Origin of the sequence: Leeuwenhoekiella sp. W20_SRS_FM14 (assembly GCF_052119605.1) — a bacterium.
Lineage (GTDB): Bacteria > Bacteroidota > Bacteroidia > Flavobacteriales > Flavobacteriaceae > Leeuwenhoekiella.
This window is the reverse complement of record NZ_JBGQOK010000002.1, coordinates 1-25,753: the sequence shown is the minus strand read 5'-3', so window position 1 is coordinate 25,753 and position 25,753 is coordinate 1. Positions and strand designations below refer to the sequence as shown.

The 25,753-nt window shown below is 35.0% G+C and carries 24 protein-coding genes; 12 read left to right on the top strand and 12 right to left on the bottom strand.

Translation table 11 applies throughout. From position 1 onward, the window contains the following. Positions 1 to 5: 5 nt before the first annotated feature. Positions 6 to 1,316: an ABC1 kinase family protein gene (locus tag ACEN25_RS03775; protein WP_441801733.1), complete on the bottom strand. Its 1,311-nt coding sequence runs from the start codon at positions 1,314 to 1,316 to the stop codon at positions 6 to 8. 6 nt (positions 1,317 to 1,322) lie between these two features. Beyond that, positions 1,323 to 2,009, bottom strand: coding sequence for a TetR/AcrR family transcriptional regulator (locus ACEN25_RS03770; protein WP_441801732.1), 687 nt, complete (start codon positions 2,007 to 2,009; stop codon positions 1,323 to 1,325). A 235-nt stretch (positions 2,010 to 2,244) separates the two neighbouring features. Here ACEN25_RS03770 and htpG point away from each other — a divergent pair, with 235 nt between their 5' ends. The 7 genes from htpG to ACEN25_RS03735 all read left to right on the top strand — a co-directional run bounded on the left by htpG (position 2,245) and on the right by ACEN25_RS03735 (position 9,001). Beyond that, a complete protein-coding gene (gene htpG / locus ACEN25_RS03765; protein ID WP_441801731.1) occupies positions 2,245 to 4,134 on the top strand; it encodes a molecular chaperone HtpG in 1,890 nt (629 codons plus the stop codon). A 175-nt stretch (positions 4,135 to 4,309) separates the two neighbouring features. Beyond that, on the top strand, positions 4,310 to 5,710 hold the full coding sequence (locus tag ACEN25_RS03760; RefSeq protein WP_441801730.1) for a nicotinate phosphoribosyltransferase: 1,401 nt from the start codon (positions 4,310 to 4,312) through the stop codon (positions 5,708 to 5,710). Between the two features lie 3 nt (positions 5,711 to 5,713). Then, the gene (locus ACEN25_RS03755; RefSeq protein WP_441801729.1) at positions 5,714 to 6,250 is read left to right on the top strand and encodes a hypothetical protein; all 537 of its coding nucleotides are present in this window, start codon (positions 5,714 to 5,716) and stop codon (positions 6,248 to 6,250) included. Between the two features lie 2 nt (positions 6,251 to 6,252). Then, positions 6,253 to 6,861, top strand: a complete 609-nt coding sequence (pncA, locus tag ACEN25_RS03750; RefSeq protein WP_441801728.1) for a bifunctional nicotinamidase/pyrazinamidase — start codon at positions 6,253 to 6,255, stop codon at positions 6,859 to 6,861. A gap of 288 nt (positions 6,862 to 7,149) precedes the next feature. Continuing rightward, positions 7,150 to 7,752 carry an SET domain-containing protein gene (locus tag ACEN25_RS03745; protein ID WP_441801727.1) on the top strand — a complete coding sequence of 201 codons (603 nt, stop codon included), beginning with the start codon at positions 7,150 to 7,152 and terminating at the stop codon, positions 7,750 to 7,752. A 454-nt stretch (positions 7,753 to 8,206) separates the two neighbouring features. Beyond that, on the top strand, positions 8,207 to 8,599 hold the full coding sequence (locus ACEN25_RS03740) for a hypothetical protein (RefSeq protein WP_441801726.1): 393 nt from the start codon (positions 8,207 to 8,209) through the stop codon (positions 8,597 to 8,599). A 39-nt stretch (positions 8,600 to 8,638) separates the two neighbouring features. Beyond that, entirely contained in the window at positions 8,639 to 9,001 is a 363-nt protein-coding gene (locus ACEN25_RS03735; RefSeq protein ID WP_441801725.1) for a DoxX family protein, read from the top strand. A gap of 54 nt (positions 9,002 to 9,055) precedes the next feature. Here the strand turns inward: ACEN25_RS03735 and ACEN25_RS03730 are convergent, their stop codons facing one another. Then, positions 9,056 to 9,640: a T9SS type A sorting domain-containing protein gene (locus tag ACEN25_RS03730; RefSeq protein WP_125411728.1), complete on the bottom strand. Its 585-nt coding sequence runs from the start codon at positions 9,638 to 9,640 to the stop codon at positions 9,056 to 9,058. 215 nt (positions 9,641 to 9,855) lie between these two features. Here ACEN25_RS03730 and ACEN25_RS03725 point away from each other — a divergent pair, with 215 nt between their 5' ends. Both ACEN25_RS03725 and ACEN25_RS03720 read left to right on the top strand, forming a co-directional pair. Then, on the top strand, positions 9,856 to 10,734 hold the full coding sequence (locus tag ACEN25_RS03725; protein WP_441801724.1) for an AraC family transcriptional regulator: 879 nt from the start codon (positions 9,856 to 9,858) through the stop codon (positions 10,732 to 10,734). A gap of 252 nt (positions 10,735 to 10,986) precedes the next feature. Continuing rightward, on the top strand, positions 10,987 to 11,847 hold the full coding sequence (locus ACEN25_RS03720; RefSeq protein ID WP_441801723.1) for a helix-turn-helix domain-containing protein: 861 nt from the start codon (positions 10,987 to 10,989) through the stop codon (positions 11,845 to 11,847). Between the two features lie 3 nt (positions 11,848 to 11,850). Here the strand turns inward: ACEN25_RS03720 and ACEN25_RS03715 are convergent, their stop codons facing one another. After that, positions 11,851 to 12,627, bottom strand: coding sequence for a S1/P1 nuclease (locus ACEN25_RS03715; RefSeq protein ID WP_441801722.1), 777 nt, complete (start codon positions 12,625 to 12,627; stop codon positions 11,851 to 11,853). A 226-nt stretch (positions 12,628 to 12,853) separates the two neighbouring features. Here ACEN25_RS03715 and ACEN25_RS03710 point away from each other — a divergent pair, with 226 nt between their 5' ends. The 3 genes from ACEN25_RS03710 to ACEN25_RS03700 all read left to right on the top strand — a co-directional run bounded on the left by ACEN25_RS03710 (position 12,854) and on the right by ACEN25_RS03700 (position 15,159). Next, positions 12,854 to 13,357 (top strand): hypothetical protein, encoded by a 504-nt coding sequence (locus ACEN25_RS03710; protein ID WP_441801721.1) that lies wholly within the window; start codon positions 12,854 to 12,856, stop codon positions 13,355 to 13,357. Then, a complete protein-coding gene (locus tag ACEN25_RS03705) occupies positions 13,358 to 14,278 on the top strand; it encodes an alpha/beta hydrolase (protein ID WP_441801720.1) in 921 nt (306 codons plus the stop codon). It abuts the gene before it with no gap. A 137-nt stretch (positions 14,279 to 14,415) separates the two neighbouring features. After that, on the top strand, positions 14,416 to 15,159 hold the full coding sequence (locus tag ACEN25_RS03700) for a DUF4369 domain-containing protein (protein ID WP_441801719.1): 744 nt from the start codon (positions 14,416 to 14,418) through the stop codon (positions 15,157 to 15,159). Positions 15,160 to 15,233: 74 nt separating this feature from the next. Here ACEN25_RS03700 and ACEN25_RS03695 read toward each other — a convergent pair whose 3' ends face one another. From ACEN25_RS03695 to ACEN25_RS03660, 8 genes are all read right to left on the bottom strand, one after another. Then, complete coding sequence (locus tag ACEN25_RS03695) at positions 15,234 to 15,500, bottom strand: hypothetical protein (RefSeq protein WP_441801718.1); 267 nt, start codon at positions 15,498 to 15,500, stop codon at positions 15,234 to 15,236. Positions 15,501 to 15,541: 41 nt separating this feature from the next. Next, on the bottom strand, positions 15,542 to 16,510 hold the full coding sequence (locus tag ACEN25_RS03690; RefSeq protein WP_441801717.1) for a type I phosphomannose isomerase catalytic subunit: 969 nt from the start codon (positions 16,508 to 16,510) through the stop codon (positions 15,542 to 15,544). 9 nt (positions 16,511 to 16,519) lie between these two features. Continuing rightward, positions 16,520 to 16,966, bottom strand: a complete 447-nt coding sequence (locus ACEN25_RS03685) for a peroxiredoxin (protein WP_441801716.1) — start codon at positions 16,964 to 16,966, stop codon at positions 16,520 to 16,522. A 3-nt stretch (positions 16,967 to 16,969) separates the two neighbouring features. Further along, a complete protein-coding gene (locus ACEN25_RS03680) occupies positions 16,970 to 17,380 on the bottom strand; it encodes a 6-pyruvoyl trahydropterin synthase family protein (RefSeq protein ID WP_441801715.1) in 411 nt (136 codons plus the stop codon). Next, complete coding sequence (idi, locus tag ACEN25_RS03675) at positions 17,377 to 17,895, bottom strand: isopentenyl-diphosphate Delta-isomerase (RefSeq protein WP_441801714.1); 519 nt, start codon at positions 17,893 to 17,895, stop codon at positions 17,377 to 17,379. Before idi ends, ACEN25_RS03680 begins: the two co-directional genes overlap by 4 nt. 102 nt (positions 17,896 to 17,997) lie before the next feature. Next, positions 17,998 to 19,923 (bottom strand): OmpA family protein, encoded by a 1,926-nt coding sequence (locus tag ACEN25_RS03670; RefSeq protein ID WP_441801713.1) that lies wholly within the window; start codon positions 19,921 to 19,923, stop codon positions 17,998 to 18,000. Positions 19,924 to 19,943: 20 nt separating this feature from the next. After that, complete coding sequence (locus ACEN25_RS03665; RefSeq protein WP_441801712.1) at positions 19,944 to 20,915, bottom strand: PorP/SprF family type IX secretion system membrane protein; 972 nt, start codon at positions 20,913 to 20,915, stop codon at positions 19,944 to 19,946. Positions 20,916 to 20,929: 14 nt separating this feature from the next. Then, positions 20,930 to 25,753 (bottom strand): Ig-like domain-containing protein (locus tag ACEN25_RS03660; protein ID WP_441801711.1); only part of this gene is annotated, 4,824 nt, incomplete at its 5' end.

The window sequence follows — 25,753 nt, the reverse complement described above, 5'->3', positions numbered from 1 at the left end:
TATTCTTAATCTATATACTGTTTATAGTTATTAACAACAATCTTCGCTCCTAAATCGTGCATTAAATTATACAAACCGAAAAAGGTTCTGTTTATGTATAAAAAATGTTTACTTCCCCTATTACCATTCATTTTACGCAGTTGCGTATCTTTTGAATACTTTTCACTCAAATCTGCAATATGAGAGAAGAATGATTCATCATTAAAATCAAACGTCTCATGATGAAATGGTTTAGTAAATAAACTCAACATCTCGTGAAATAATTCTGAAAAGAATTGAAGCTCTTCTACTGAATCATCTTCCCGTAGTATTTCTAACTCAAACATTTTATCATTAAAAATCTTTGGGTCATTAATATTTTTAGGCTCTGCTAATTCAAAATAAGGAGTATAAAATTCTTGAGGAACTTTTTTAATACACCCAAAATCAATAGCTATTAAATTATGATCAGAATCTACAAGAAAGTTTCCGGGATGAGGATCTGCATGCACCGCTTTTAAGAAATGCATTTGATACATATAGAAATCCCATAAAGCCTGCCCTATTTTATCTGCTGCTACCTGATCTGTATTATGAGCAGTAAATTCACTCAAATGCTCACCTGTCATCCAGTCCATTGTAATGATGCGTTCACTAGACAATTCAGGATAGTATTTAGGAAATTTTAAGTTTGGAATAACACTACATTTTGAGGTAATGTCTAAACTTTGACGTACTTCTAAAATGTAATCTGTTTCTTCTAGTAATTTATCTTCAACTTCCTGAAAATACTTCTCTTTATCCTTACCTTTTAGATTAAACATCCGGCTAGCGATAGGCTTCACTAGAGCCAGATCACTACTAATACTGTCTGCGACTCCCGGGTATTGTATTTTCACAGCAAGATTTTTCCCATCTAACGTTGCCTTATGTACCTGACCGATACTGGCAGCGTTTATACTTTGAGTCGCAAACGTATCAAATATCTCTTCCGGATATTTATCTAAATATTTTTTAAATGTTTTTCTAACCAATGGAGCTGACAAAGGCGGTACAGAGAATTGAGATAGTGAAAATTTTTCAACATATGCCTTAGGCAGTATATTTTTTTCCATACTCAACATCTGTGCTACTTTAAGAGCACTTCCTTTAAGACTTTTTAAACCATCATAAATATCACCTGCATTTTCCTCGTCTAGTTCTTCTCTGGTAAGATCGCTGTTAAAAGCTTTTTTACCATAATATTTTGCATAATTACCCCCCACTTTCACACCGGTCTTAACCAGCTGTGACGCACGCTGTAATTTATTTGTTGGGATGTAATCTATAGTTTTCATAGTTTCCTATTTAGATCTTGAAAAGTTTTCTTTAAACAAAAATTTTCCGAAATCAAGAATACTTTCTAATGGTGTAGTATTAAACACATCAAATATTGCATTTACAGATTTTTCTATAGCTACATCCGTTTTTTCAAAGCGTGCTGAATTATCATCCATCCAATATTTTAAAAGAAATAATGTTTGTAACCAGGCTCCCTCACTAAATATAGAAACAGGATTTTTAGTTAAACGTGATGCCTTCTCATCATTTGCATCTTCAATTAATTCTCCTGCATAATCTCTAACTTTTAATCTTAGATCGCGCAATTGTCCTAAACTCTTTAAAGTATCTTTTTGCTCGTGAAGTGCATACAATACGTAACTTCTATTAGCAGTCAATACTTCAAAAAAAGTATAGAAAAATGAGAGCATTTTCTCTCTATTAGGATAGGTCGAATAATCCGGATTTTTATGTAAGACATTAATCGTATTATCAAAAAAACTAACCCATATAGATTCTCTTATACCTTGAAAAGAACCAAAGAAATTATAAAATGCACCCTCTTCAATATTATGCTCTTTACAGAATTTAAATACCGAAGTAGGTCTTAGACCGTGCTCCAATACATATTCCATATACATCGTTGTAACCAAATCTTTAGTAAGTTGTGGTTCTACTTTTTTAACTACAGTTTTCTTAGTGCCTGCCATAATCTCTGTTTACGATTGTAAAGATAAATCTGTTTAATAATATTTCAAAACCCTTAAACAAAACCTTTCGTTAAAGTTCTTTCAGTTATATTGAAAGTTGTGTCAGTTTGTCACACCCTCTCCTTTGGTACTTTTTTTGACTTAAGTGCTCTGCGCTTAGCCAATGTGCTAAGCGAACTATTAAAAATCATATAAATCGACTTATTTGTCGGCTTTTTTAAAAACAACATACACTATGTCTACAGGTAAAATTAATGTTGCTGTTGAGAACATTTTCCCGCTTATCAAGAAGTTCTTGTACAGTGATCACGAGATCTTTTTAAGGGAATTAGTTTCTAACGCGACAGATGCTACGCTTAAATTGAAACACCTTACTAATATAGGTGAGGCCAATGTAGAATATGGCAATCCTATAATTGAGGTTAAGGTTGATAAAGACGAAAAAACTATTCGTATTATCGATCAAGGTCTGGGTATGACTGAAGAGGAAGTACAAAAGTATATTAATGAAGTTGCCTTTTCTGGTGCAGAAGAGTTTTTAGATAAATACAAAGACTCTGCAAAAGATAGCGGTATTATTGGGCATTTTGGACTGGGCTTTTATTCTGCTTTTATGGTTGCTCGTAAGGTAGAAATCATCACAAAATCTTTTAAAGATGAGCCTGCAGTACGCTGGGAATGTGATGGTTCTCCAGAATTTACACTTACACCCGCTGATAAAACAGATCGTGGTACAGAAATAATTTTACACGTTGCAGAAGATTCTGAAGAGTTTATAGAAGAAAACCGTATTAGCCAGTTACTAGCTAAGTACAATAAATTTATGCCGGTACCTATTAAATTTGGTACTACAGAAGAAACGCTTCCTTTACCAGAGGATGCTCCAGAAGATGCTGAAGCAGAGACCAAAACGGTAGATAATATCATTAACAACCCTAACCCGGCCTGGACCAAGCAACCTACAGAACTTGAAGAAAAAGATTATAACTCTTTCTATCGTGAGTTATATCCTATGCAATTTGAAGAGCCACTTTTTCATATTCACTTAAATGTTGATTATCCTTTTAACCTAACAGGAATCTTATATTTTCCACGTTTAGGTCAGGACATGAATATTCAGAAAGACAAAATTCAACTGTATCAAAATCAGGTTTACGTAACTGATAATGTTGAAGGTATTGTTCCTGAATTTTTAACTATGCTACGTGGGGTTATTGACTCTCCAGATATTCCTTTAAACGTTTCCCGATCCTATTTACAAGCAGACGGAGCGGTTAAAAAAATATCAAGCTACATTACCCGTAAAGTTGCAGATAAACTAAAATCACTATTCAACGAAGATCGTGAAGACTTCGAGAAAAAATGGAACGACATAAAAGTGGTGATTGAGTACGGTATGCTTAGCGAAGATAAATTCTTTGAGAAGGCAGATAGTTTTGCATTGTACCCTACTGTAGACGATAAGTATTATACTTTTGCAGAGTTACAGGAGAAAATTAAAGACTCGCAAACTGACAAGGATGGTAAACTTATTGTTCTTTACGCGTCAAATAAAGATGCACAACATCAATACATAGAAGCTGCAAAAGCTAAAGGTTACGAAGTTCTTTTATTAGACTCTCCTATTGTTTCTCACTTATTGCAGAAATTGGAAACTTCTAAAGAAAACATCAGCTTTGTACGTGTAGATGGGGATAATGTTGAAAGTTTAATCAAAAAAGATGAAGAACAAATTTCAAAGCTTTCTGATGAAGAAAAAGAAAGTTTGAAAAAACTTCTAGAGGAGACTATAGCAGATAAATCATATACGATTAAACTTGAAGCAATAGACAGTAATGCGGCTCCATTTATGATCACCCAGCCAGAATTTATGCGTCGTATGAAAGAGATGCAGGCAACCGGCGGCGGTGGCGGTATGTTTGGTATGGGTAATATGCCAGATATGTATAATGTGATTGTCAACACAAACAGTGAGTTAGTTAATGAGATTTTATCTACAAAAACAAAGAAGAAACAAGAACGTTTAATAACACAATCTATGGATCTTGCGCGTTTATCTCAGGGCTTGCTAAAAGGAGAAGCTTTGACTAACTTTGTCAAACGTTCCTATGAGATGATTAAATAGGAAAATTAGAGATCTTAGATTTGAGACACTAGATCTACCATCCTAACTTAAATATTAGAAGCCACTCTTTTTGGGTGGCTTTTTTTATAAATATATTTTTCTAACGTTTCTTTAACCCACAATACAGTTACCCTAACCTCTTTATTGTTAAATTCACGTAACCAAACAGTAATCTATGTTTCAATACACAGCAACCTACACAGACCTGTATCAATTGAGTATGGCGCAGGTTTATTTCAATAAAAAACAAAATGAACAGGCCGTGTTCGATTATTACTTTAGAAGACTGCCATTTAAAGGAGGCTATGCAATTTTTGCAGGATTAGAAGAACTACTCACGATTATTGAAGAGTTACGTTTTTCTGAAGAAGATATCACTTATCTCAAAACCTTAGATTTTGAACCCTCTTTTTTAGCATATTTAAAAGAGTTCCGCTTTAGCGGAACCATAAATTCGATGCCGGAAGGAGAACTGGTGTTTGGTACGGCTCCTATTTTACAGGTTGAAGCAAATCTTATTGAAGCGCAAATTATTGAAACTATATTATTAAACACACTTAATTTTCAAACCTTAATAGCTACTAAAGCAAGTCGTATTCGCCAGGTTGCGGGAGATAAGACCTTACTTGATTTTGGGTTGCGCCGGGCACAAGGTCCCGGAGGATATTACGCATCTCGTGCGGCAGTTATAGGTGGTTTTGACGGTAGTAGTAATGTAATTACAGGGAGAGATTTTGGGATCAAAATAAGTGGAACTATGGCACACGCTTTTGTGCAAAGCTATGATGATGAACTTACCGCATTTAGAGATTTTGCCGAAAACAGACCTAAAAACTGCGTTTTGCTGGTAGATACTTACGACACGTTAAAGAGCGGTGTTCCTAATGCCATTACGGTAGCAAAAGAAATGGAAGCTCGTGGCGAGCAACTACTTGCAATTAGACTAGACAGCGGAGATCTCGCCTATTTATCTAAGAAAACCCGTAAAATGCTGGATGATGCAGGATTGTCTTATGTAAAAATCGCAGCTTCTAATCAACTTGATGAATACGTAATACAAAGTTTACAAAATCAAAAAGCACCCATAGATATTTATGGAGTAGGAACTAATCTGGTAATAGGTAAACCAGACGGGGCACTAGATGGTGTTTACAAATTGGCATTTGCTAATGGAAAACCACGCATTAAAATTTCTGAAAGTATAGCCAAGGTTACGCTCCCCTATAAAAAGCAAGTATATAGAATAAAAAATGAAGAAGGAATTTTAATAGGCGCTGATGCAATAGCAATAGCTGACGAATCGCACGTAAACCGAATGCATCATCCAGTTGAACCGTTTAAAAGTCTTGACATTGCCACGCTTAAACAAGAGGCGATGCTCAAGCCCGTTATGCAAAACGGCAAACGCCTTCACAAAATACAAAGCGTGCAGGAAATTGCAGCATTTAGCAAAACACAACTCGCAGGCTTGCCCGAAGAATATAAGCGTTTCGACAATCCGCATATTTACAAGGTGGGAATTAGCGATCGCTTAAAACAAGAACGCGATAATCTTATTGAAGAACATAAAAAATAACTGATGAAAACATACACATTTAGTATTATCCTGGTATTTACCTCTCTGCTTTCTTTTGCACAAAATGAGGTATCTGAAAACTACTTATCTCGTGAAGAAAACGAGACCTGGCTGATGAATTTAGAAAAATCGCAAGATCTTGAAACGAAGCTAAACGCTATTCAGAAAAAAATAGTAGATGACGCTCAATTTATCGCTCCAAGACCCAGGGTTTCATACACCGGTTTATCTAAAGAAGCTCGAGAACGTTTAAATGCAGTTCAAGATTCGTTGCCTAAAGTAACTGCGGCTTGTAAAATACTTTTCGTGTTGAATTCAGATGATATGTATCTATTAGATTTGGAGAAAAATTCAAAATATAAAGATTTGATTAAAATGCTCAATTCAGAACATATAGATTCTGTAAAAGTTCTAAAAGACACTAAAGCAACTGCATTTTATGGGGCGCAAGCCAGTTGTGGCGCAGTACTTATGAAAACTAAAAATGATGAACTTGCTACTGTCTTAAAAAAATTAAATACAAAGACAACTAAAAAATAAAGATGAAAGCGCTTATTATAATAGATATGCAAAATGATTTTATGCCTGGAGGACCACTTGCTGTACCGGGCGGAGATCAGATTATACCACTCATAAACAATCTTCAAAATAAATTTGATTTAGTAATCGCAACTCAAGACTGGCACCCCGAAAATCACTCGAGCTTCGCTGATAATCACCCCGGAAAATCAGCATACGAGAAAATAGATATGAATGGTATAGAACAGGTTTTATGGCCGGTTCATTGTATTCAAACTACTGGTGGTGCAGACTTTCATCCACACTTAAATGCATCGCGTATTGAAGCTATTTTTAGAAAGGGAACAGATCCTAAAATTGATAGCTATAGTGGCTTTTATGACAATGCTCATAAAAAGTCTACCGGTTTAGCGGGTTACCTAAAAGGCAAAGGAGTTACGTCTTTGTATTTCTGCGGTTTGGCTGCAGATTATTGCGTTTCCTATTCGGTTTTAGATGCTCTTCAGGAAGGTTTTAAAGTCACGCTTTATGAAGATGCTACCCGTGCCATAAGCGAAGAGTCTTTTAGTAAAATGAAAGAAGAAATTCTTGCCAAAGGTGGTAGAATAAAAGTAGCTGAACAACTGGCTTAAATCATTTTTCAACTTTAAGATTTGGGTGCTTAAAAATTAATTTCAAAGAGAGGAAAAGCTAATTGTTTTTCCTCTTTTCTAATTTAAATACGCATTGAACATTACTAAAAAATACGCGTTGAACATTGATTTTAAATTAATTATTAAAACTCATAAAATATTTCTACGCTAACAGATTTTTGTGAATTTTCAATTAAAAAAGTGATTAAATTAGGTTGATTTTTTGGGGTTAATACCAAAGAATTATAATTCACGGCAACCTTTACAAACCTAATTTAAATACCTTTTATGATTCACCCACATACTGAGATCCGTTTTATAAATGACCAGGTAGGCCACGGCGTAGTTGCTACTCAATTTATACCGGCAGGAACAATAACATGGGCATTAGACAAACTCGATCGAGAATTTACACCTTCAGACTTTAAACAATTAGATATTCTTTACCAAAACATCTTAGAGACCTATACCTACCGAAATAAATCAGGAAATCTCGTGCTCTGCTGGGATAATGGCAGATTTGTAAATCACAGTTTTAAATCTAATTGTTTAAGTACAGCATATGACTTTGAAATAGCCATATGCGATATTCACCCGGGGGAGCAACTTACAGACGATTATGGGTATCTCAATGTAACAGAACCTTTTACAGGTATTGATGAGGGCACAGAACGTAAAACGGTATATCCAGATGATTTATTAAAATATGCTAACGTCTGGGACGCACAGGTTAAAGCGGTATTTTCAGAAATAACAAAAGTTGACCAACCTTTAAAAAACTTAATTTCTAGTGCTACCTGGAATACGATAGAAGATATAATTTCACATAAAAAAGAGATGGCTTCAATCGCAGAGAATTATTATAATCCACACGTAAGCGTTACCATATAATTAGCATTTAATACTAAATGGCAAAGCATCAATTTCCTGAGGCTTTTTTTATGGTCTATATTTAAAGTTTTTTACTGGCTATGTCTATTGTTTATAGTGCATACCGTTAGATACTTTACAATATTACAAATCTTGCATGAAGCGTCTTCATATCAATAATTCAGCTTGAAATTCTATCATTTAGGAAAAGCAGAATATCTTAAATATTAAGATTAATCGTATAAAATGAGGAAATCTGTAAAGAAATATTAGTTTGTAGCATTATATTGCAAGTCTAAATCACTATAATTCAATTAAATTTCACAATTTTAATTGAGATGTAGGTTTTGAAATCACCCCAATGAATTCAAATTTATTACAAAAAATATGTTACTATCTAAACACGTTTTACTGCAGTTGCAGCAATTTATCTATTTAATCAACGGGTATATTCGACCTCTAAAATATAAGTATAATGGAGCTCGGTCATAAGAAAAACTCGACATATTTGACTTTAGGCATTGCTATTGTCTGGGTTATTTTAATACTTTTCAGACTATTTCTATCAAACGCATTAGGTTGGTTTGATATCTTAATGATGGGATTAGCAATTTATTATTTCTGCAAATTTTACTATTTAAAAACTCACCCCTATCTTAAATTAACCGAAAGTCATTTTGTGAAATATTGTATTTTAAAAACAACGCGAATTCCTATAGCATCATTAAAAGGATTTCACAGTAATAATTCGGGAGATTTTGTGCTTGTAGGTAGTAAAAGGAAAATATGGATTTCTTCAAAAGCAGTTGATCAGAAATCTTTTTCTAAATTTAAAGAACATCTAAAACATCTCAAATTTAACTCCTAGAAATTGTTCTAACACTACGCCATATTTTAAAAAACTAATATGACAAATTACCCCTGGCACTTATTTTTAATGGCCGCAATGTATTGCTTTGCAGGCACAATGCATTTCATAAAACCAAAAGCTTATTTACGGATAATGCCAAGATACCTGCCAAAACCAAAAGTACTGGTTTACCTAAGCGGTTTAGCTGAGATTCTAACCGGTATTGGACTCTGTTTTCCAGAAACAAAGAATATTGCCATTTGGTGTATTATTTTAATGCTCACGGTATTTTTACTGGTTCATTTTTATATGCTTTCTTCAGATAAAGCAGGTCTTAATCTTCCAAAATGGATTTTGTGGGGGCGTATAATTTTACAATTCGGTTTAATGTATTGGGCTTACATTTACCTATCTATTTAAACTAAAAAAGCCCTCGTAACGAGGGCTTTTTTAGTTAGAGATAAGCTTATTCACTTAGTCAATCATTACTTCTTTTGAGAAATAGTCCTTACCTATTGTAATGCCTATACGATAAGCACCTTTTCTTAATTCAGAAAGGTTTAGAGCTTGTTTAACAACAAGACTTTTGTCTGATATAGATTCTATAATCTCACCATTCTCATCATAAACACGAGTTGTTGTCTTAACTTCCTTTGGGTTTGTAAAAGAAATTAATACAATACCATCCTGTATCTTGTAATTAGGCTTAAAAATAGTTTTACTCTCATCACTTACAATGTCAAGACCATTAACTTTCTTATCTATTGTAGTGTACGATTTAGCGTAATCATCTTCATAAATAAGATAGTACTTACCACTTGGAAGGTTTTCTAAACTTAATGTCTTAAAATCATTTGCTAAACTGCCTGCATACTCCCTGTAGAGTTTTTCACCTTTAGCATCTTCCAGATAAATCTGGGCTCCCTCCATTGCATTTGTATACTCAACTTTAACCATAAAGTTTTCGTTTACAGTAACTGCGATTCCGTCTGCGGCATTTGCGTTTAAGCTAAAAGCTAAAACTAATGCCATTACCAAAGTTTTAATTGTTGTCTTCATAGTTTTGGGTTTTTTGTGATTTATAAATTTCACATTACAAATGTATGGGGGATTTGTACCTAAAAATAGAAGCCGTTGTGCAGATTAATGTAGTATTTTAACCTTACAAATTGATTATATATCCATTTTGTGAAAATTATATATATTTGGGTTAATATTGCACCATAAAAAATCTAATAGGTTATATAAATTTAAATTGAATTAATACAGAACATATGATTAAGTCTGCAAAACCTGCATTCGAAAAAATAGAACCCGGTTTTGGAAGTTCGTTTTCCTGCAGAACATATGACGAAAACCACGAAAATAATAATCATACATTCTGGCACTATCACCCTGAACTTGAATTAGTTTATGTTAAAGGGGGTACCGGAAAAAGACAGGTAGGTAGTCATATTTCGTACTACCGCAATGGCGAACTAATACTCATAGGGTCTAATTTACCCCATTGCGGATTTACAGATTCATTAAACAACTACGAGCAGGAGACGGTTATACAAATGAGGCCTGACTTTCTAGGTGAATCTTTTTTTGATATCCCTGAGATGCGCAGTATAAAGGCCTTATTTGAAAGGGCTAAAATGGGTATCGTGTTTCACGGTGAAGTAAAACGAACTGTGGGTGCAAAAATCGAATTACTCAAGAATGCTTCAAATTATGATCGTCTACTGGGATTACTTGAGATTCTTAAACTTTTAGAAACAGCAGATAAGTATACCGTATTAAATGCTCAGGGTTTTATTTTAGAAACCGAATTGCAGGACAACAATCGTATAAATGTTATTTTCAACTTTGTTAAAGAGCAATTTAAAAGACAAATTGCTTTAGAAGAAATTGCAGAATTGGTAAGTATGACGGTACCCGCTTTCTGTCGTTACTTCAAAAAAATAACCGGGAAAACATTTACACAATTTGTGAACGAGTATAGACTTGTACACGCTGCAAAATTACTTCACGAAAAACCTATAAGTATTACTGATGTATGTTTTGAAAGTGGTTTTAACAACTTCAGCCATTTTAACAAGCAGTTCAAGAAATTTACGGGTAAAACCCCCTCTACCTATCGTAATGAATTGAAATTTATCATTTCATAGATACTTAATCCATTTAGTATTTTTAATTGTTATAAAAGTTAGAGAAGAATATTATCTTTAAATGAAGATATTCATTTTTCACTCATACTTAATACCTTAAATTGTTATAAATCATAATATTAGACTATATTTAGAATAAGCGCTCCCCTTGAGCTGCCTAATATAAAGTTGTAAAAAATTTCATTTAATACTTTATACACAAGAACAAAATACCCCTAATTATAATGAGCTATCAATCAAATCTATCGAGTCATGACTCAACTGAATATTCAAGACATATTTTTAATAGAACGCTTTACGACCTCAAGATGGGATAGTCAACCCAAACCCTGTTTCTACTTTGAGATTCTATTTATTGAAGATGGCAGCGGAAGAATAAGTCTTAATGGTAAAGTAATATCCTATAAATCGAGAGATATTTTTGTTTTTAAACAAGATGAGTTGCCTGACTTTAAAATTCACGAAACAACCACATTTGTTATTTTTAAGTTTACAAACTTATTATTAAGCAGCAAAATAAGTTTACCCGATAGACAATACTGGTTGAGACGCAGTGAGTTTATATTAAATCATCCTAAAAGAAAATTTCAAGAAGCTATAAATACCACAGAAGATCGCGATCTCATGTGGAGGCTTGTATTTTTTATACGAAAAGAAAATACAGATAAACAGCAGTATTACCTTCACATAATTGCAAATATGGTAAGTACTACACTAAGCGTTATAGCTCGAAATATAACGGAATCTAAATCAGAAAATAAACTTGTAAAAGCTACAGTCAAATCAGATCGTATTGAAGAGATCTATGCCTACATACGATATAATATATACGATTCTAGCTTATTGAAAATTTCAACAATTGCTAAACATTTTCAGATAACCAGTAGTACTCTAAGTAACTACTTTAAAAAAGAAACAGGAAACTCCCTTCACAATTATATTATATTGTACAAATTAGGCATTGCCCAGGAAAGACTCACACAGTCTAATTTTACCGTATCACAAATAGCAAACCAATTGGGATTCACAGACGAAAGTCACCTTACGCGTATATTTAAAAAATACTGCAAGGTGACTCCTAAACAATATAAAGAATCTTATATAAAAGAATAAAAACTAGTCAAACAGGCTATTAAGTACCGAGGCGAGTCTTACTCCTCCTTTTTTTATCTGCTCCTGTAAGGTATCAAAATTATCTACCTGATATCTATAACCTAATTTTTCACCTACTTCGGCAGAAGCATATACTTGTGTAGCTAATTCCTGTCCTTCATTAACCCAGTCTAACAATGTTCCTGAGGTAAGGGCTTTTTGTTCTTTTTTACTTACTTTACCAAAATTTTCTGCAAGTTCAGAATAAGACATCCCATAACTATCTATCATTTTGCTGTCCCACAATGAGTGTAAATTTGTACCATCGTTAAACCAGCGCACCTGTACATCATTTCCTCCTTTATCTTCAGCATTACCTAGATGCAGTGGCTGATGCAAATCACCTATAAAGTGTACTAATAATTTTAAATGAAAAGCTTTTTCCTCTTGTGTTGATGTAGTTGAGACTATAACTTCTTTACATTTATTTATTGCAAATACTAAATCCCCATCAGGATTTTTAGTGTCTTCATAATACGTTAAACCCGGAGCTATATTAACATAATGCCAGGGACTATATTTTCTAAATTCCTGATAACTTTTTATATCATCACCATAAGTAGAAACAGTTACCAAATTTTCTTCACCTAGAAGTTGTGCTATAGCTTTCTTAGTTTTTGAGGTTAGATACTGCTCTGCAACAGCTGCAGTTGCTCTATGACCAGTTTTACCCCAATCATTTGCCTGTGAAAAATTTGTACTTAAGAGTACCGCAAAAAGAACCGTAATCAGTTGTTTCATCTTTATTTTTTTTTGCAAATCTAAGAGAATCTTTGTCTATAAAAGAGGCTGAATAACTTTTATATAATTGTTTTCATCTAGTATGCTGAAAAGAAACAAGTTACCTCATGCAATTTCACATTAAAGACTAAAACATTTAAGTTTAACTTACGTTTTAAAAATTAGGGTTCCGTAATTTTAGTGATAACTTTACCGTACTATTTAATTTATAAGAAGCATATTGAATATGAAAACTTTTAGAGAAATACAGCGTTTTGATCAATGGTGGTTGAGATTACTTCTGGTCGTTATATTATGTATTGCTATAAGTCCGTTGTTTATGAATTATGATACGCTAATTTTATCGCGGTTTGAGATTGCCTCAGTAATTCTAAGTATTCTGGTAATTCTCGGACTTTTTATAGGCTTCTGGTACGTCTTTAAATTAGAAACGGTCATTGATGAAAAAGGCATTACCTACCGTTTTGTTCCTTTTCACATCAAATCGCGTTTTAGATCCTGGAGCGAAATTAAAAGTGCTTCAGTACGTAAATACAATCCTATACGAGAATACGGCGGTTGGGGATATCGTATTTCATTCACAAAGCGAAAGGCTCTAAATACAAAAGGAAATAAAGGTATTCAACTCATGTTTAGTGATGGAAACGAACTCTTATTAGGCACTCAATATCCTGAAAAAATACAAGAAATTTTAAACTATTATAACATCCCAGCAAATACCACTTCTTAAATGAAATTCTTTATTCTTTCCTTTTTTCTTGTAGTGATATGCAAAACCCATGCTCAGGAATATACAGAGTCTGAAATTCGAGTAAATAGTTTTATTAACGGAACATTACTACACGCAAAATCTTCAAAAGACACTCTTGCCATAATAATAGGAGGTTCTGGTCCTACAGATCGCAATGGCAATCAACGCACTGCTCAAAATAACAGCTTAAAAAAACTCGCTGAAAAACTTTCTAAAAAGGGTATTTCTACATATAGATATGATAAAAGAATTTTCACTTTAATACAGGAAAATGCCCTTGTAGAAGAGAAAATTAGTTTTGATGATTTTGTAACTGATGCTGTTTCGGTCATTGACTATTTTAAAAAGGCAGGCTTTATTAATATCGTGCTCATAGGCCACAGTCAGGGTGCCTTAATTGCTACACTTGCAGCAGAGCAGCGTGATATAAGTCATCTAATTTGTCTGGCTGGTGCAGGCCAGTCTATAGATAAGCTTATCGTAGATCAACTAGAAGTACAGGCTCCGGGGCTTGTTGAAAATGCAAAACAAGCATTTACAGATCTTAGAGAAAAAAATAAATCAGAAAAGTATAGCGTAGGTTTAATATCTATTTTTAGGCCCTCTGTACAGCCTTTTATGAATAGCTGGATGAAGTATGATCCTGCTGAGGAATTGTCAAAAATAAACGCTCCTATACTTTTAGTAAACGGGACAAAAGATCTTCAGGTTACCCCTAAAGAAGGAGAGCTTCTAAAAAATTCAAATAGCAATGCAAAAGCAGTAGATATTGAAGGCATGAATCACGTACTGAAAATCATTGAAGGTGATGAATTAGAAAACTCTAAATCTTATAATGAGCCCTACCGTCCGGTTGCAGAAGAACTCATAAATTTAATAGTTGATTTTGTACGCTCTTAAAAATATATTTTAGAAAAGGCGCATCAGTTCATAGGGTGTCTATTAATTTTTTAGAAATATAAATAGCCTGATTCAATATCTACGCTAGTTTTTAAAGAAGATTTTAGGCATATTTGTACCGGAACAAACAAAAACTAATGCGAATTAAATTTACTCTTATAATCATTTGCTTAACTACATTAGTAGCTTGCAATAAAGATTCAGATTTTACCTTAACCGGAAAAATTAATGGTTTAAAAAAAGGAAAACTTTACTTACAACGTGTAGAAGATACTACCCTTGTCAACCTAGACAGTCTTATTATAGATGGGGATTCTGAATTTGAATTTTATGCTAAACTGAAAGAACCACAGATTTTATATCTTACTCTTGAGAAAGTAGATGCTTATGAGTACGATGATCGCATTATGTTTTTTGCAGAACCCGGTGAAATGACTTTGAATACATCGTTGAAGAATTTTGAAAGCCAGGCTGCTATTACCGGTTCTGAAAATCAAATTAAATTAGAGGAGTATAACAAAATAATACGCCGTTTTAATGATGAAAATCTTGATCTGATCAAGAAAAACTTTGAAGCTCGTAAACAGCAGGCGGAAGACTCAATTATTTATTACGATCAAAAGCTGCAGAATTTAACTAAACGTAAATATTTATACACCGTTAATTTTGCAATGAATAATAAGCAATTTGAGATTGCTCCTTATTTAGCTATATCTGAAATTTTTGATGCCAATATTAAGTATTTAGATACCATTTACAATTCTTTAGAACCTAAAATTAAAAAGTCAAAATATGGTAGCGTATTGAAAGATTTTATCAAAGACCGAAAGACTTCAGATAACGAAGAGCAAACCACAACAGTTACTACTGTCGAGGAGTAAAAATTTTTAAGCACAAAAAAAAAGCCCTAAATCTATTTTCATTTAGGGCTTTTTTTATGCTTGAAGAAATTAGCTTAAAGCGCATTCACACGCTCAATAAGTGCTCTGCCTTTAGTTTCTAATTCGGCATTTACTTCTTTAAGATGTTTACTTCTGTTTTCAACTTTGTTGTTGTTCACTTTTACGATTAATTCGTCAAAAGTTGCAATAGCATCATCAACAATTGCTTCAGACTTTGTACGATCTTCTTTAGGATTTAAGGCTTCCCAAAGGTATACTGCGTCTATGATATCGCCTAAAACAAAGTTTATATCTTTCTTAAGGTCTCTAATATTTGCCATAATTTAATTTTTTGCAAAAGTACGTTTATTTTATGCACTTATTATAAATAGACTTCAAGAATTTCGCAAGTTGCAGCACTCAAAGTAACTCCGGTATTTTTTGCAGGTATTAATAAGGTTTCTCCCGCTGAAAGTTTGCCCTCACCTCCGCTTCCAGTGTAAGTTAACTCCCCGGAAACTATTATAAGGATTGTAAATGAATCAGATCTGGCAATACTATAATCGTTATCCTTTATATGAGCCCAATCTGTCTTAAAGTATGTATGATGCTTAACAGTTTGTGACGTATTTAAGCTGGTACGATTGTAATCTAACTTAAAATCTTGAGTGAGCTCAAAGTCGAGAACTTCACGGGATTCTGCTACGTGCAAATCTCTCAGATTCCCAGAATCATCTTTACGATTGTAATCATAAACTCTATAGGTAACGTCTGAAGTTTGCTGAATTTCAGCTAGCAAAACACCTCCACCAATGGCGTGTATACGACCGGCATTTATAAAAAAGGCATCACCTTCTTTAACCTCATGCTGATTCATAACGTCTTCAATACTCAAATTTTTAATATGCGTATCGTAATCTTCTTTAGAAATCTTCTCGCTAAATCCTACCGTAAGTTTTGCCCCTTTATCTGCCTGCATAATATACCACATCTCGGTCTTACCTACTCCGGTAGGTGAAGTCTCATCTGTAGGGTGTACTTGTATAGAAAGATCACTTGCCGCATCTATAAACTTTATTAATAAAGGAAATTGAAGTCCGAATTGTTTATAAACGCGTTCTCCTAAAATTGAAGCAGGATCCTTTGCGATAATTTCTTTTAAAGTAGCTCCCTTTAAAAGACCATTTTTCACAATACTTTGCCCTTCTTCCAGGTCTGCAATTTCCCAACTCTCGCCTAATTTAGCAGTAGGGTCATTCCCTTTATTGAATAATTGATTCAGTTTTTGACCACCCCAGATTTTTTCTTTTAGAACGGGTTCAAATGTAAAAGGATAAAGTGTATTACTCATAGTCTGAAATTATTCTTTAGTAAGCGCTTTTAACGCTTTTGATATATGATTTTTTGATTTTATACTATTATAGCGCATTATTAACGATCCCGATTCATCAAATACAAATGTCTCCCTACCCGGTAAAAGACCCATAAGCGATGACTTTACTCCAAACTGCTTTCTAACTTTACCATTACTGTCTGAAAGCATTATAAAAGGAAGTTTGTATTTTTTAGAAAATTTTGCGTGAGAGGCGGTATCATCAGAACTGATTCCTATTACCACTGCTCCCGCATCCTTAAAATCTTCATATTTATCTCTAAATTCACAAGCTTCTGCAGTGCACCCGGGCGTAAAGTCTTTAGGATAGAAATAAATAACAACAGCCTTATTTTTAACATTTACAGAACTAAATATCTCAGCGCGTTGATCTTCTAATTCAAAAACGGGTAATTTATCTCCTAATTGCAGCATAGCTTAACTTCCTGAATACGTGACAAAATTACGCGGGGTTTCATACAACGTAATTTCAATTTTAAATTTATCTTCTAATTTTCTACGAAGCTTATCATAAATAACCACACAAATGTTTTCTGCTGTAGGATTTAAATTAAAAAATTCTGGCACATCCAGATTTAAATTTTTATGATCAAAAGGTTCTTCAATTTCAGATTTTATCAAATCTTTTAAAATTTTTAAATCAATTACAAAACCGGTTTCAGGATCTATCTCTCCGGTTACTGCTACAATTAAATCATAATTATGCCCGTGGTAGTTAGGATAACTACATTTTCCGAATATTTCAAAATTCTTATCAGCATCCCAGTCTGACCTAAAAAGTCTGTGAGCAGCGTTAAAATGCGCTCTACGCTTAACTGTTACACTCATTGCTCAATATGTTTGTAAAATTTATCAAAAATGATCTTAAACCATTCTGTATACACGTCAGGATTACTTATCATATCTAGTTTTATATCTTCAAGGGACATCCACTTCCATTCTGATACTTCATCAGGATTAAGGTTTGGTAAACCTTCATAATTCCCTAACAGTATATGATCAAATTCGTGCTCAGTCAAACCGTTATCAAATGGAGCTTTGTATATAAAGGAAATACTTTCTTCCAGTTCTGTTACAAAACCCATTTCTTCCATAAGTCTGCGCTTACCGGCGGCAATATTAGATTCGCCTTCGCGCTGATGGCTACAACAAGTATTCGTCCATAAACCTGGAGAATGATATTTATGTAAAGCTCTTCGTTGTAACATAAGCTCTTTGTTTTCATTAAAAACAAAAACTGAAAACGCCCTATGTAATAAGGCTTTTTCGTGAGCTTCCATCTTGGGCATTAATCCTACTTGTTGATCATTTTCATCAACAAGAATGACAAGTTCTTCATTCATATTTCTTTTTAGTTGTAAATGTACAAATACAACTAAGGGCTTACAATAGAAAAAGCCTTCTTATTCAGAAGGCTTTTGGGTATTTGTTATATTAAATGCGCATTAATAGTCTTGAACAATGAATTCACTTCTACGGTTAAGCTGGTGATCTTCTTCACTACATTTAACCCCATTGCTACATTTATTTAAAAGTTGTGTCTCTCCATAACCTCTTCCGGTCAAACGCTCTTTAGCTATACCACCTTTTTCGATGATGTAATTTATGGTAGATTTATTACGTCTCTCTGATAAAGCTAAGTTATATGCATCTACTCCTCTACTATCTGTGTGAGACCTAACATCTATTCTTAACATAGGGTACTCTTTCAATACTTCAATAATTTTAGCTAACTCTACAGCTGCATCAGGACGTATGTTTGATTTGTCAAAATCAAAATAGATAGGATTAATTAGCTTACCTAAGTCAAAGTCTGGAGGTATGGTTGTGATAGACTGCTCTAACTCCATTACAACAGTAACATCACTACTCTCTATAGGTACATTTATTAATTTTTCTGCTGTACTATATCCTTCTTTTTCTGCTCTTACAAAATAGTCTGTATCACAATTAGGATTTTCAAATAAATAAGAAGCGTTGGGCTCTTCAGTTTCTCCAGAAACGATAAGTTCATTTTCTAGATTACGCACACCTATTAATGAATTATTTAATGGTTTTCCTGTAGCTTTATCAACAACAAGAATGTTCACTTTACTATCACAAGCAGTACGTACAAAACCGTAAATATCATCATCTAATGGGTCATTAGCTCTATTAGATGCAAAATAACCGGTTTCAGATTCGGTATCGTATATAAATGTAAAATCGTCTTTCGGGCTATTTATAGGCTCGCCAATATTTGTTATTTCATTCTTTTCAGAATCATAGCTGTAAATATCTAAACCTCCTAAACCACCACGGCCATCTGTTGAGAAATAGAGTTTACCATTTTTGTCTACAAAAGGAAATGTCTCTCTTCCCGGTGTATTAACTGAAGCTCCCAGGTTTTCAGGGGTACCGTAACCACCAGCATCTGTTATCTCAACTTTCCAAATATCAGATTCTCCAAAAGAACCATCACGGTCTGAAGCAAAATATAAGGTTTTACCATCTGGAGACAAGGCAGGATGCGCTGTTGAAAAAGAATCACTGTTAAACGGAAGCTCTGTAGCCACACCGTATTGCCCATCGCTACCTTTAACAGATTTGTAGAGCTTGAGCTTATTAGTGCGCTTAGAATCACTTTTATATTGATTTTTAGTGAAGTTGTTTCTGGTAAAATACATGGTGTTTCCATCTGCAGAGAAAGTAGCAGTACTTTCGTGAAACTCTGTATTTACAGGGCCTTTTAATTTACTAGCAGATTTAACTTGTCCATCGTCTTCAATAGATCCTGTATATAAATCTAAAAAAGGTTGGTTATTCCATTTGTGAATTCTTGTTGACATAGTACCCGTATCTCTAGTCGATGCAAACATTAATTGCTCACCGTAAAATGAAGGCGCAAAATCTGAATAGCCAACGGTATTTACATTAAGTCTTTGAATTTCGTAGGTGCCATTTACATAACCTGTACGAACTTCTGCAGTTGTACCATTATAGTAGTCTGTCCCCTCTGTGCTCATAAGCTCTTTGTAGCGCTTAATCATCTCAAGAGATTTATCATACTCTTTTATGGCTCTCAAAGTCTGGGCGTATCTAAAATATTGGTCTGGAGTAACATCGGCAGGATATTTCTCTACTAATTTCTGATACCACATCTCAGCTTCCGTATAGTCTGCATTATAATAAAATGCATCACCCAGTTTACTGAATAGTTCTGCCGATTCATAGCCTGCTTCAGCAACTTTTAAAAATATTTTTTGAGAATCTACAAAAGCATATCTGTTAAATTGCTTGGTACCATTAGCTATATCCCGCTCCTGAGCATTAACACTAAATGAAGTTAGAGATAATAAAATTACCAGTGTAAAAATAAATTTTTGATTCATGGGGTTGAAAATTTAGGGAATTAAAAGAATCGCGGTGTAAGCATTCTATTATACTCCTTGAATAATTCAAAGCGTATAAATAGTTCGTAAGTACCATCATTGTAAGTAGCATTACCTAAATCTGTACTTTCTCTATCGTATGCAAATCCTATTAACATTCCATCAGAAACCTGAAAACCTACAAGACCACTTAAGGCTGCACTCCATCTGTATGATGCTCCTAATGTAAGTTTATCATAGAATAAAAAGTTTGCATTTACATCTACTGCTAATGGCGCTCCAGCAACCATTTTAACAAGCGTCGAAGGTTTAAATTTTACATCTCTTCCAATATCAAAAACATAACCTGCTAAACCATAATAATGAATTCGTTCCTCTGCTACAAAAGTTTCTGCTCCGGTGGTACCACTTCTATCAAAATGATCTGTTTGTAATAAATAAGGTGCAGATAAACCTCCATAAAATTTAGAATCATGATAGAATATACCTACCCCAACATTAGGAGAAAGTTTATTATCTATGTTAATTAGAAATGGATCGCCGGCATTAAAAGGATTAGTTCTACTAAAATCAACATCTAATAAGTTTAAAGTTCCTTTAATACCAAAACTGAATTTACCCTCTGCTCCAGTTTCTATAGTATAACTAAAATCCCCACTAAAATTAGTCTCTCTGGCCGGTCCTAGTACATCATTTACTAAGCTAAACCCAACACCTACCTTACCTAATCCTACAGGACTATGTACTGAAAGATTCTGTGTACGTGGAGCGCCATCTAAACCTACCCATTGACTGCGGTGCAACAATACAATACTGGTAACCCCCCGGTTACCTGCGTAAGCAGGATTTATTACCAAGGGATTATACATGTATTGTGTATACTGGGGATCTTGCTGACCATAACTAGATCCTGCAAAAAGCAAAACAACTAGTACAATTAACTTACCTAAGTTTTTATTCATCGTCATAAGCTTGTTACTATAATTACTCATTGAGTGATGCTTTATTAGTTAATGTATAAGAATGAAGCCAACTTACGTATTTCTCCATTATCTCGTTCATAAGTAATGATATAATAGTAAGTACCAGTAGGTAAACGCTCACCTCTTCTTACGGTAGCACGACCATCAGAGAATCCTCTAAATGCATTATCTGAATTAGGATCATACCCCTTAGTACTGAACACTTCTACACCCCAACGGTTAAATATTTGAACCGTATTATTAGGGAAATCAGTTATGTTCTGAATCATAAATACATCGTTTAGACCATCACCGTTTGGTGTCATTACGTTGTATACAATGATATCTTCTCTATCTAATACACCATCTAATCTTGTAAACGTAGGATCATTAGTTGGATCACCATCTGCATCATCTGGATTATCTACAGTTTCGACAGTATCATCACCATTATCTGATATATCCTCAATAACATCTCCATTAGTTAATACACCACTTCCTATAGCCTGGTTTTTAACACCTGCATTTTCTACATCATCCTGTGTGATGACATAGACAGCACTAAAGGTGTCTGAATCAACTGCACCAGCGGCTAAATCTATAGGTCCTCCAGTTACAGTCACTAGTGGATCATCGATTACTATATCAAATATAGCTGTTTCACCAGTATTTCTTACTGTAAAGGTATAGGTAATAGTCTCACCCACTTCAGGCACTTGATCACCATCCTCGTCATTCCACGTTCCAAATTTATATACACTAAGACCTGTTAAGCCCGGAGTATTTGTAATTGTAGGATCGTTTGTAGGATCACCATCACCATCCTCATCTACAGTCTCATCACCGTTATCAGATGTATCTGTCACATCCTCATCAAATGGATCTTTACCTGTCGCTAAAGCAGAGTTTGTTACAAATCCTGCCTCAATATCAGTTTGAGTGATTGTATAGCTCGCTGTTGCAACACCAACATCTCCAGGTGATAAATCTGCAGGCTCTATAGTTAATCCAGTAATACCTAAGAATGCATCGTCGATTACAATACCATTTACAACAGTATTACCTGTATTGGTAACCGTGAAGGTATACGTAATAGTCTCTCCTACTTGCGCAAATGCATCTGCATTTTCATCATTAAATACTCCTGTTTTCACAAGTTGTATTTCAGGATTTGGTTTCTCTGATACTAAGATATAAACTGTTGCTATATCAGTTGCTACAGGAGAACCTGCATCAAATATCTGATATGTAAATTGATCATTACCTGCAAAGTCTGTATTTGGCGTGTAAATAAAAGTACCGTCAGCGTTAATAACTACTGTTCCGTTTGCAGGACCATTAGCAGATGACAATGCCACATCTACTAATTGTGTTTGCCCTTCTGGATCAGTATCATTATCAAGAACGTTACCACTTATACTCTCATTAGTCTCCCCAAAGTATGCATCATCGTTAGCATTTGTAATGTTACCTGCATCAGGTATAACATTGATTATTACAATTGCTGAATCACAAGCCTGTGGATTACCATTATCACATACTGTGTATTCAAAACTATCCTCTCCAACAAAACCAGGTCCCGGAGTATATGTATAGCTTCCGTCAGGATTTACTACTACTGTTCCGTTAGCAGGGTTTGTATTACTAGTGACAGTAATTGGATCACCATCTGGATCAAAATCATTACTTAGTACATTACCATCAATACTAACTCCTACCTCTGTAGTATTTGTATCTGCATTAGCTACCGGTGGGTCATTCTGGGTTGTTTCAAGAGGAACAACTTGAATATATACCGATGCAGTATCACAAGCTTGAGGACTTCCACCGTCACATATTTGATATGTAAATGTATCATCACCTATAAAGTCTGCGTTTGGTGTGTAGGTATAGCTTCCGTCAGGATTGAATACCAAAATACCGTTTGTAGGCTGTGTTACCACTGTGAATACCTCACTTCCAACAGGACCGTCAGGATTCTCATCATTAGTTCCTACGTTACCACTTACCGGCTGGTTAACAAACGTATCATTGATATCAGTAACTGCTAGTATGGTATTACCTCCATTTGGACTAGGATCAATACTGATGTAAACCGTTGCTGTATCAGTAGCACCATTATCATCTGTAATTGTGTACGTAAACTGATCTGTACCACTATATATCCCATTTGGAGTATATGTAAGACTACCGTCTGCTAATATAACCACTGTTCCATTTAACGGCTGTGTATTAGAAGTTACAGTAAAACCATCTCCTTCTGGATCACTATCATTAGCAAGTACATTCCCTGTAATTACTTCTCCAATCAAACCAAAATAAGCGTCATCATTAGCTACAATAGTATTACCTGCATTCGCAATAACATCAATTGTTACAGTTGCTGTATCACATAGTGATGGGTTATTATCATCACATACTGTGTATTCAAAACTATCCTCTCCTGTAAAATCAGGGTTTGGAGTATAGATGAATGTTCCGTCAGGATTAATTACCAAAGTACCATTAACAGGAGTAGTATTACTTGTTACAGTAAGAACATCTCCGTCTGGATCAAAGTCATTTGCTAATACATTACCATCTACAGGTGTTCCTGCTTCAGTAATTGCCGTATCATCATTAGCTACAGGAGCATTGTTTTCAATTGTTCCTTCAGGCAATACCTGTATAGTTACATCTGCACTATCACAAGCTTGTGGAATACCTGCATCACATACCTGGTAAGCGAAAGTATCTTCACCTATAAAGTCTGCGTTTGGTGTGTAGGTATAGCTTCCGTCAGGATTGAATACCAAAGTACCGTTTGTAGGCTGTGTTACCACTGTGAATACCTCACTTCCAACAGGACCGTCAGGATTCTCATCATTGGTTCCCACATTACCACTTACCGCTTGATTTACAAACGTATCATTGATATCGTTGATCGCAAGGATGGTGTTAGCCGCACTAGGATCTACAGTAATGTATACAGTCGCTGTATCTACTGAACCAGCTGTATCTACTATATCATAAGTAAATTGATCTGAACCGCTAAAGCCTGCATTAGGTACATAGCTTAAGCTTCCGTCTGCTGCTAAAGTAACTGTTCCGTTTGCTGCATTGGTGTTTCCGGTTACAGCTAATGGAAGGTCTCCTTCTGGATCGCTATCATTAGTAAGTACGTTTCCGGTTATTTCAGCTCCTAGGTATCCGAAGAATGCATCATCATTAGCTACTGTAAAGTTTCTAGTATCTGCAATAACTTCGATAGTTACCGTTGCTGTATCACATAATGCTGGTGTACCAGTATCACATACTGTATATTCAAAACTATCCTCTCCTGTAAAATCAGGGTTTGGAGTATAGGTGAATGTTCCATCAGGATTAACTACTACTGTTCCGTTTGTTGGATTTGTATTACCGGTTACAGTAAGTGGTCCGCCATCTGGATCAAAGTCATTAGTCAATACATTACCATCTACAGGGGTTCCTGCTTCAGTAATTGCTGTATCATCATTAGCTACCGGTGGATCATTCTCATTAGTAGTTAAAGGCAATACCTGTATAGTTACATCTGCACTATCACAAGCCTGTGGAATACCTGCATCACATACCTGGTAAGCGAAAGTATCTTCACCTATAAAGTCTGCGTTTGGTGTGTAGGTATAGCTTCCGTCAGGATTGAATACCAAAGTACCGTTTGTAGGCTGTGTTACTACTGTGAATACCTCACTTCCAACAGGACCGTCAGGATTCTCATCATTAGTTCCCACATTACCACTTACCGGTTGATTCACAAACGTATCATTGATATCGTTGATCGCAAGGATGGTGTTAGCCGCACTAGGATCTACAGTAATGTATACAGTCGCTGTATCTACTGAACCAGCTGTATCTACTATATCATAAGTAAATTGATCTGAACCGCTAAAGCCTGCATTAGGTACATAGCTTAAGCTTCCGTCTGCTGCTAAAGTAACTGTTCCGTTTGCTGCATTGGTGTTTCCGGTTACAGCTAATGGAAGGTCTCCTTCTGGATCGCTATCATTAGTAAGTACGTTTCCGGTTATTTCAGCTCCTAGGTATCCGAAGAATGCATCGTCATTAGCTACTGTAAAGTTTCTAGTATCTGCAATAACTTCGATAGTTACCGTTGCTGTATCACATAATGCTGGTGTACCAGTATCACATACGGTATATTCAAAACTATCCTCTCCTGTAAAATCAGGGTTTGGAGTATAGGTGAATGTTCCATCAGGATTAACTACTACTGTTCCGTTTGTTGGATTTGTATTACCGGTTACAGTAAGTGGTCCGCCATCTAGATCAAAGTCATTAGTCAATACATTACCATCTATAGGGGTTCCTGCTTCAGTAATTGCTGTATCATCATTAGCTACCGGTGGATCATTCTCATTAGTAGTTAAAGGCAATACCTGTATAGTTACATCTGCACTATCACAAGCCTGTGGAATACCTGCATCACATACCTGGTAAGCGAAAGTATCTTCACCTATAAAGTCTGCGTTTGGTGTGTAGGTATAGCTTCCGTCAGGATTGAAAACCAAAGTACCGTTTGTAGGCTGTGTTACCACTGTGAATACCTCACTTCCAACAGGACCGTCAGGATTCTCATCATTAGTTCCTACGTTACCACTTACCGGCTGGTTAACAAACGTATCGTTGATATCGTTGATCGCAAGGATCTCGTTAGATATGATCGTACCAGTTGCTGAAGCAGGGCTGTTGGAAACAGTTCCTGTCACCACAGTTACTATAACTGTGAAGGTTTCATCTTCTTCAAATGCAATATCATCTACTGTTGGTACTGTAATAGGACCGCTGGTAGTTGATCCCGCTGGGATGGTTACCGTTACAGGTGTTCCTGT

What these genes read in the sequence shown, in the direction of transcription:
- ACEN25_RS03775 (WP_441801733.1), bottom strand. Translation starts at nt 1,316, where the DNA reads ATGAAAACTATAGATTACATCCCAACAAATAAATTACAGCGTGCGTCA.
- ACEN25_RS03770 (WP_441801732.1), bottom strand. Translation starts at nt 2,009, where the DNA reads ATGGCAGGCACTAAGAAAACTGTAGTTAAAAAAGTAGAACCACAACTT.
- htpG (WP_441801731.1), top strand. Translation starts at nt 2,245, where the DNA reads ATGTCTACAGGTAAAATTAATGTTGCTGTTGAGAACATTTTCCCGCTT.
- ACEN25_RS03760 (WP_441801730.1), top strand. Translation starts at nt 4,310, where the DNA reads ATGTTTCAATACACAGCAACCTACACAGACCTGTATCAATTGAGTATG.
- ACEN25_RS03755 (WP_441801729.1), top strand. Translation starts at nt 5,714, where the DNA reads ATGAAAACATACACATTTAGTATTATCCTGGTATTTACCTCTCTGCTT.
- pncA (WP_441801728.1), top strand. Translation starts at nt 6,253, where the DNA reads ATGAAAGCGCTTATTATAATAGATATGCAAAATGATTTTATGCCTGGA.
- ACEN25_RS03745 (WP_441801727.1), top strand. Translation starts at nt 7,150, where the DNA reads ATGATTCACCCACATACTGAGATCCGTTTTATAAATGACCAGGTAGGC.
- ACEN25_RS03740 (WP_441801726.1), top strand. Translation starts at nt 8,207, where the DNA reads ATGGAGCTCGGTCATAAGAAAAACTCGACATATTTGACTTTAGGCATT.
- ACEN25_RS03735 (WP_441801725.1), top strand. Translation starts at nt 8,639, where the DNA reads ATGACAAATTACCCCTGGCACTTATTTTTAATGGCCGCAATGTATTGC.
- ACEN25_RS03730 (WP_125411728.1), bottom strand. Translation starts at nt 9,640, where the DNA reads ATGAAGACAACAATTAAAACTTTGGTAATGGCATTAGTTTTAGCTTTT.
- ACEN25_RS03725 (WP_441801724.1), top strand. Translation starts at nt 9,856, where the DNA reads ATGATTAAGTCTGCAAAACCTGCATTCGAAAAAATAGAACCCGGTTTT.
- ACEN25_RS03720 (WP_441801723.1), top strand. Translation starts at nt 10,987, where the DNA reads ATGACTCAACTGAATATTCAAGACATATTTTTAATAGAACGCTTTACG.
- ACEN25_RS03715 (WP_441801722.1), bottom strand. Translation starts at nt 12,627, where the DNA reads ATGAAACAACTGATTACGGTTCTTTTTGCGGTACTCTTAAGTACAAAT.
- ACEN25_RS03710 (WP_441801721.1), top strand. Translation starts at nt 12,854, where the DNA reads ATGAAAACTTTTAGAGAAATACAGCGTTTTGATCAATGGTGGTTGAGA.
- ACEN25_RS03705 (WP_441801720.1), top strand. Translation starts at nt 13,358, where the DNA reads ATGAAATTCTTTATTCTTTCCTTTTTTCTTGTAGTGATATGCAAAACC.
- ACEN25_RS03700 (WP_441801719.1), top strand. Translation starts at nt 14,416, where the DNA reads ATGCGAATTAAATTTACTCTTATAATCATTTGCTTAACTACATTAGTA.
- ACEN25_RS03695 (WP_441801718.1), bottom strand. Translation starts at nt 15,500, where the DNA reads ATGGCAAATATTAGAGACCTTAAGAAAGATATAAACTTTGTTTTAGGC.
- ACEN25_RS03690 (WP_441801717.1), bottom strand. Translation starts at nt 16,510, where the DNA reads ATGAGTAATACACTTTATCCTTTTACATTTGAACCCGTTCTAAAAGAA.
- ACEN25_RS03685 (WP_441801716.1), bottom strand. Translation starts at nt 16,966, where the DNA reads ATGCTGCAATTAGGAGATAAATTACCCGTTTTTGAATTAGAAGATCAA.
- ACEN25_RS03680 (WP_441801715.1), bottom strand. Translation starts at nt 17,380, where the DNA reads ATGAGTGTAACAGTTAAGCGTAGAGCGCATTTTAACGCTGCTCACAGA.
- idi (WP_441801714.1), bottom strand. Translation starts at nt 17,895, where the DNA reads ATGAATGAAGAACTTGTCATTCTTGTTGATGAAAATGATCAACAAGTA.
- ACEN25_RS03670 (WP_441801713.1), bottom strand. Translation starts at nt 19,923, where the DNA reads ATGAATCAAAAATTTATTTTTACACTGGTAATTTTATTATCTCTAACT.
- ACEN25_RS03665 (WP_441801712.1), bottom strand. Translation starts at nt 20,915, where the DNA reads ATGAGTAATTATAGTAACAAGCTTATGACGATGAATAAAAACTTAGGT.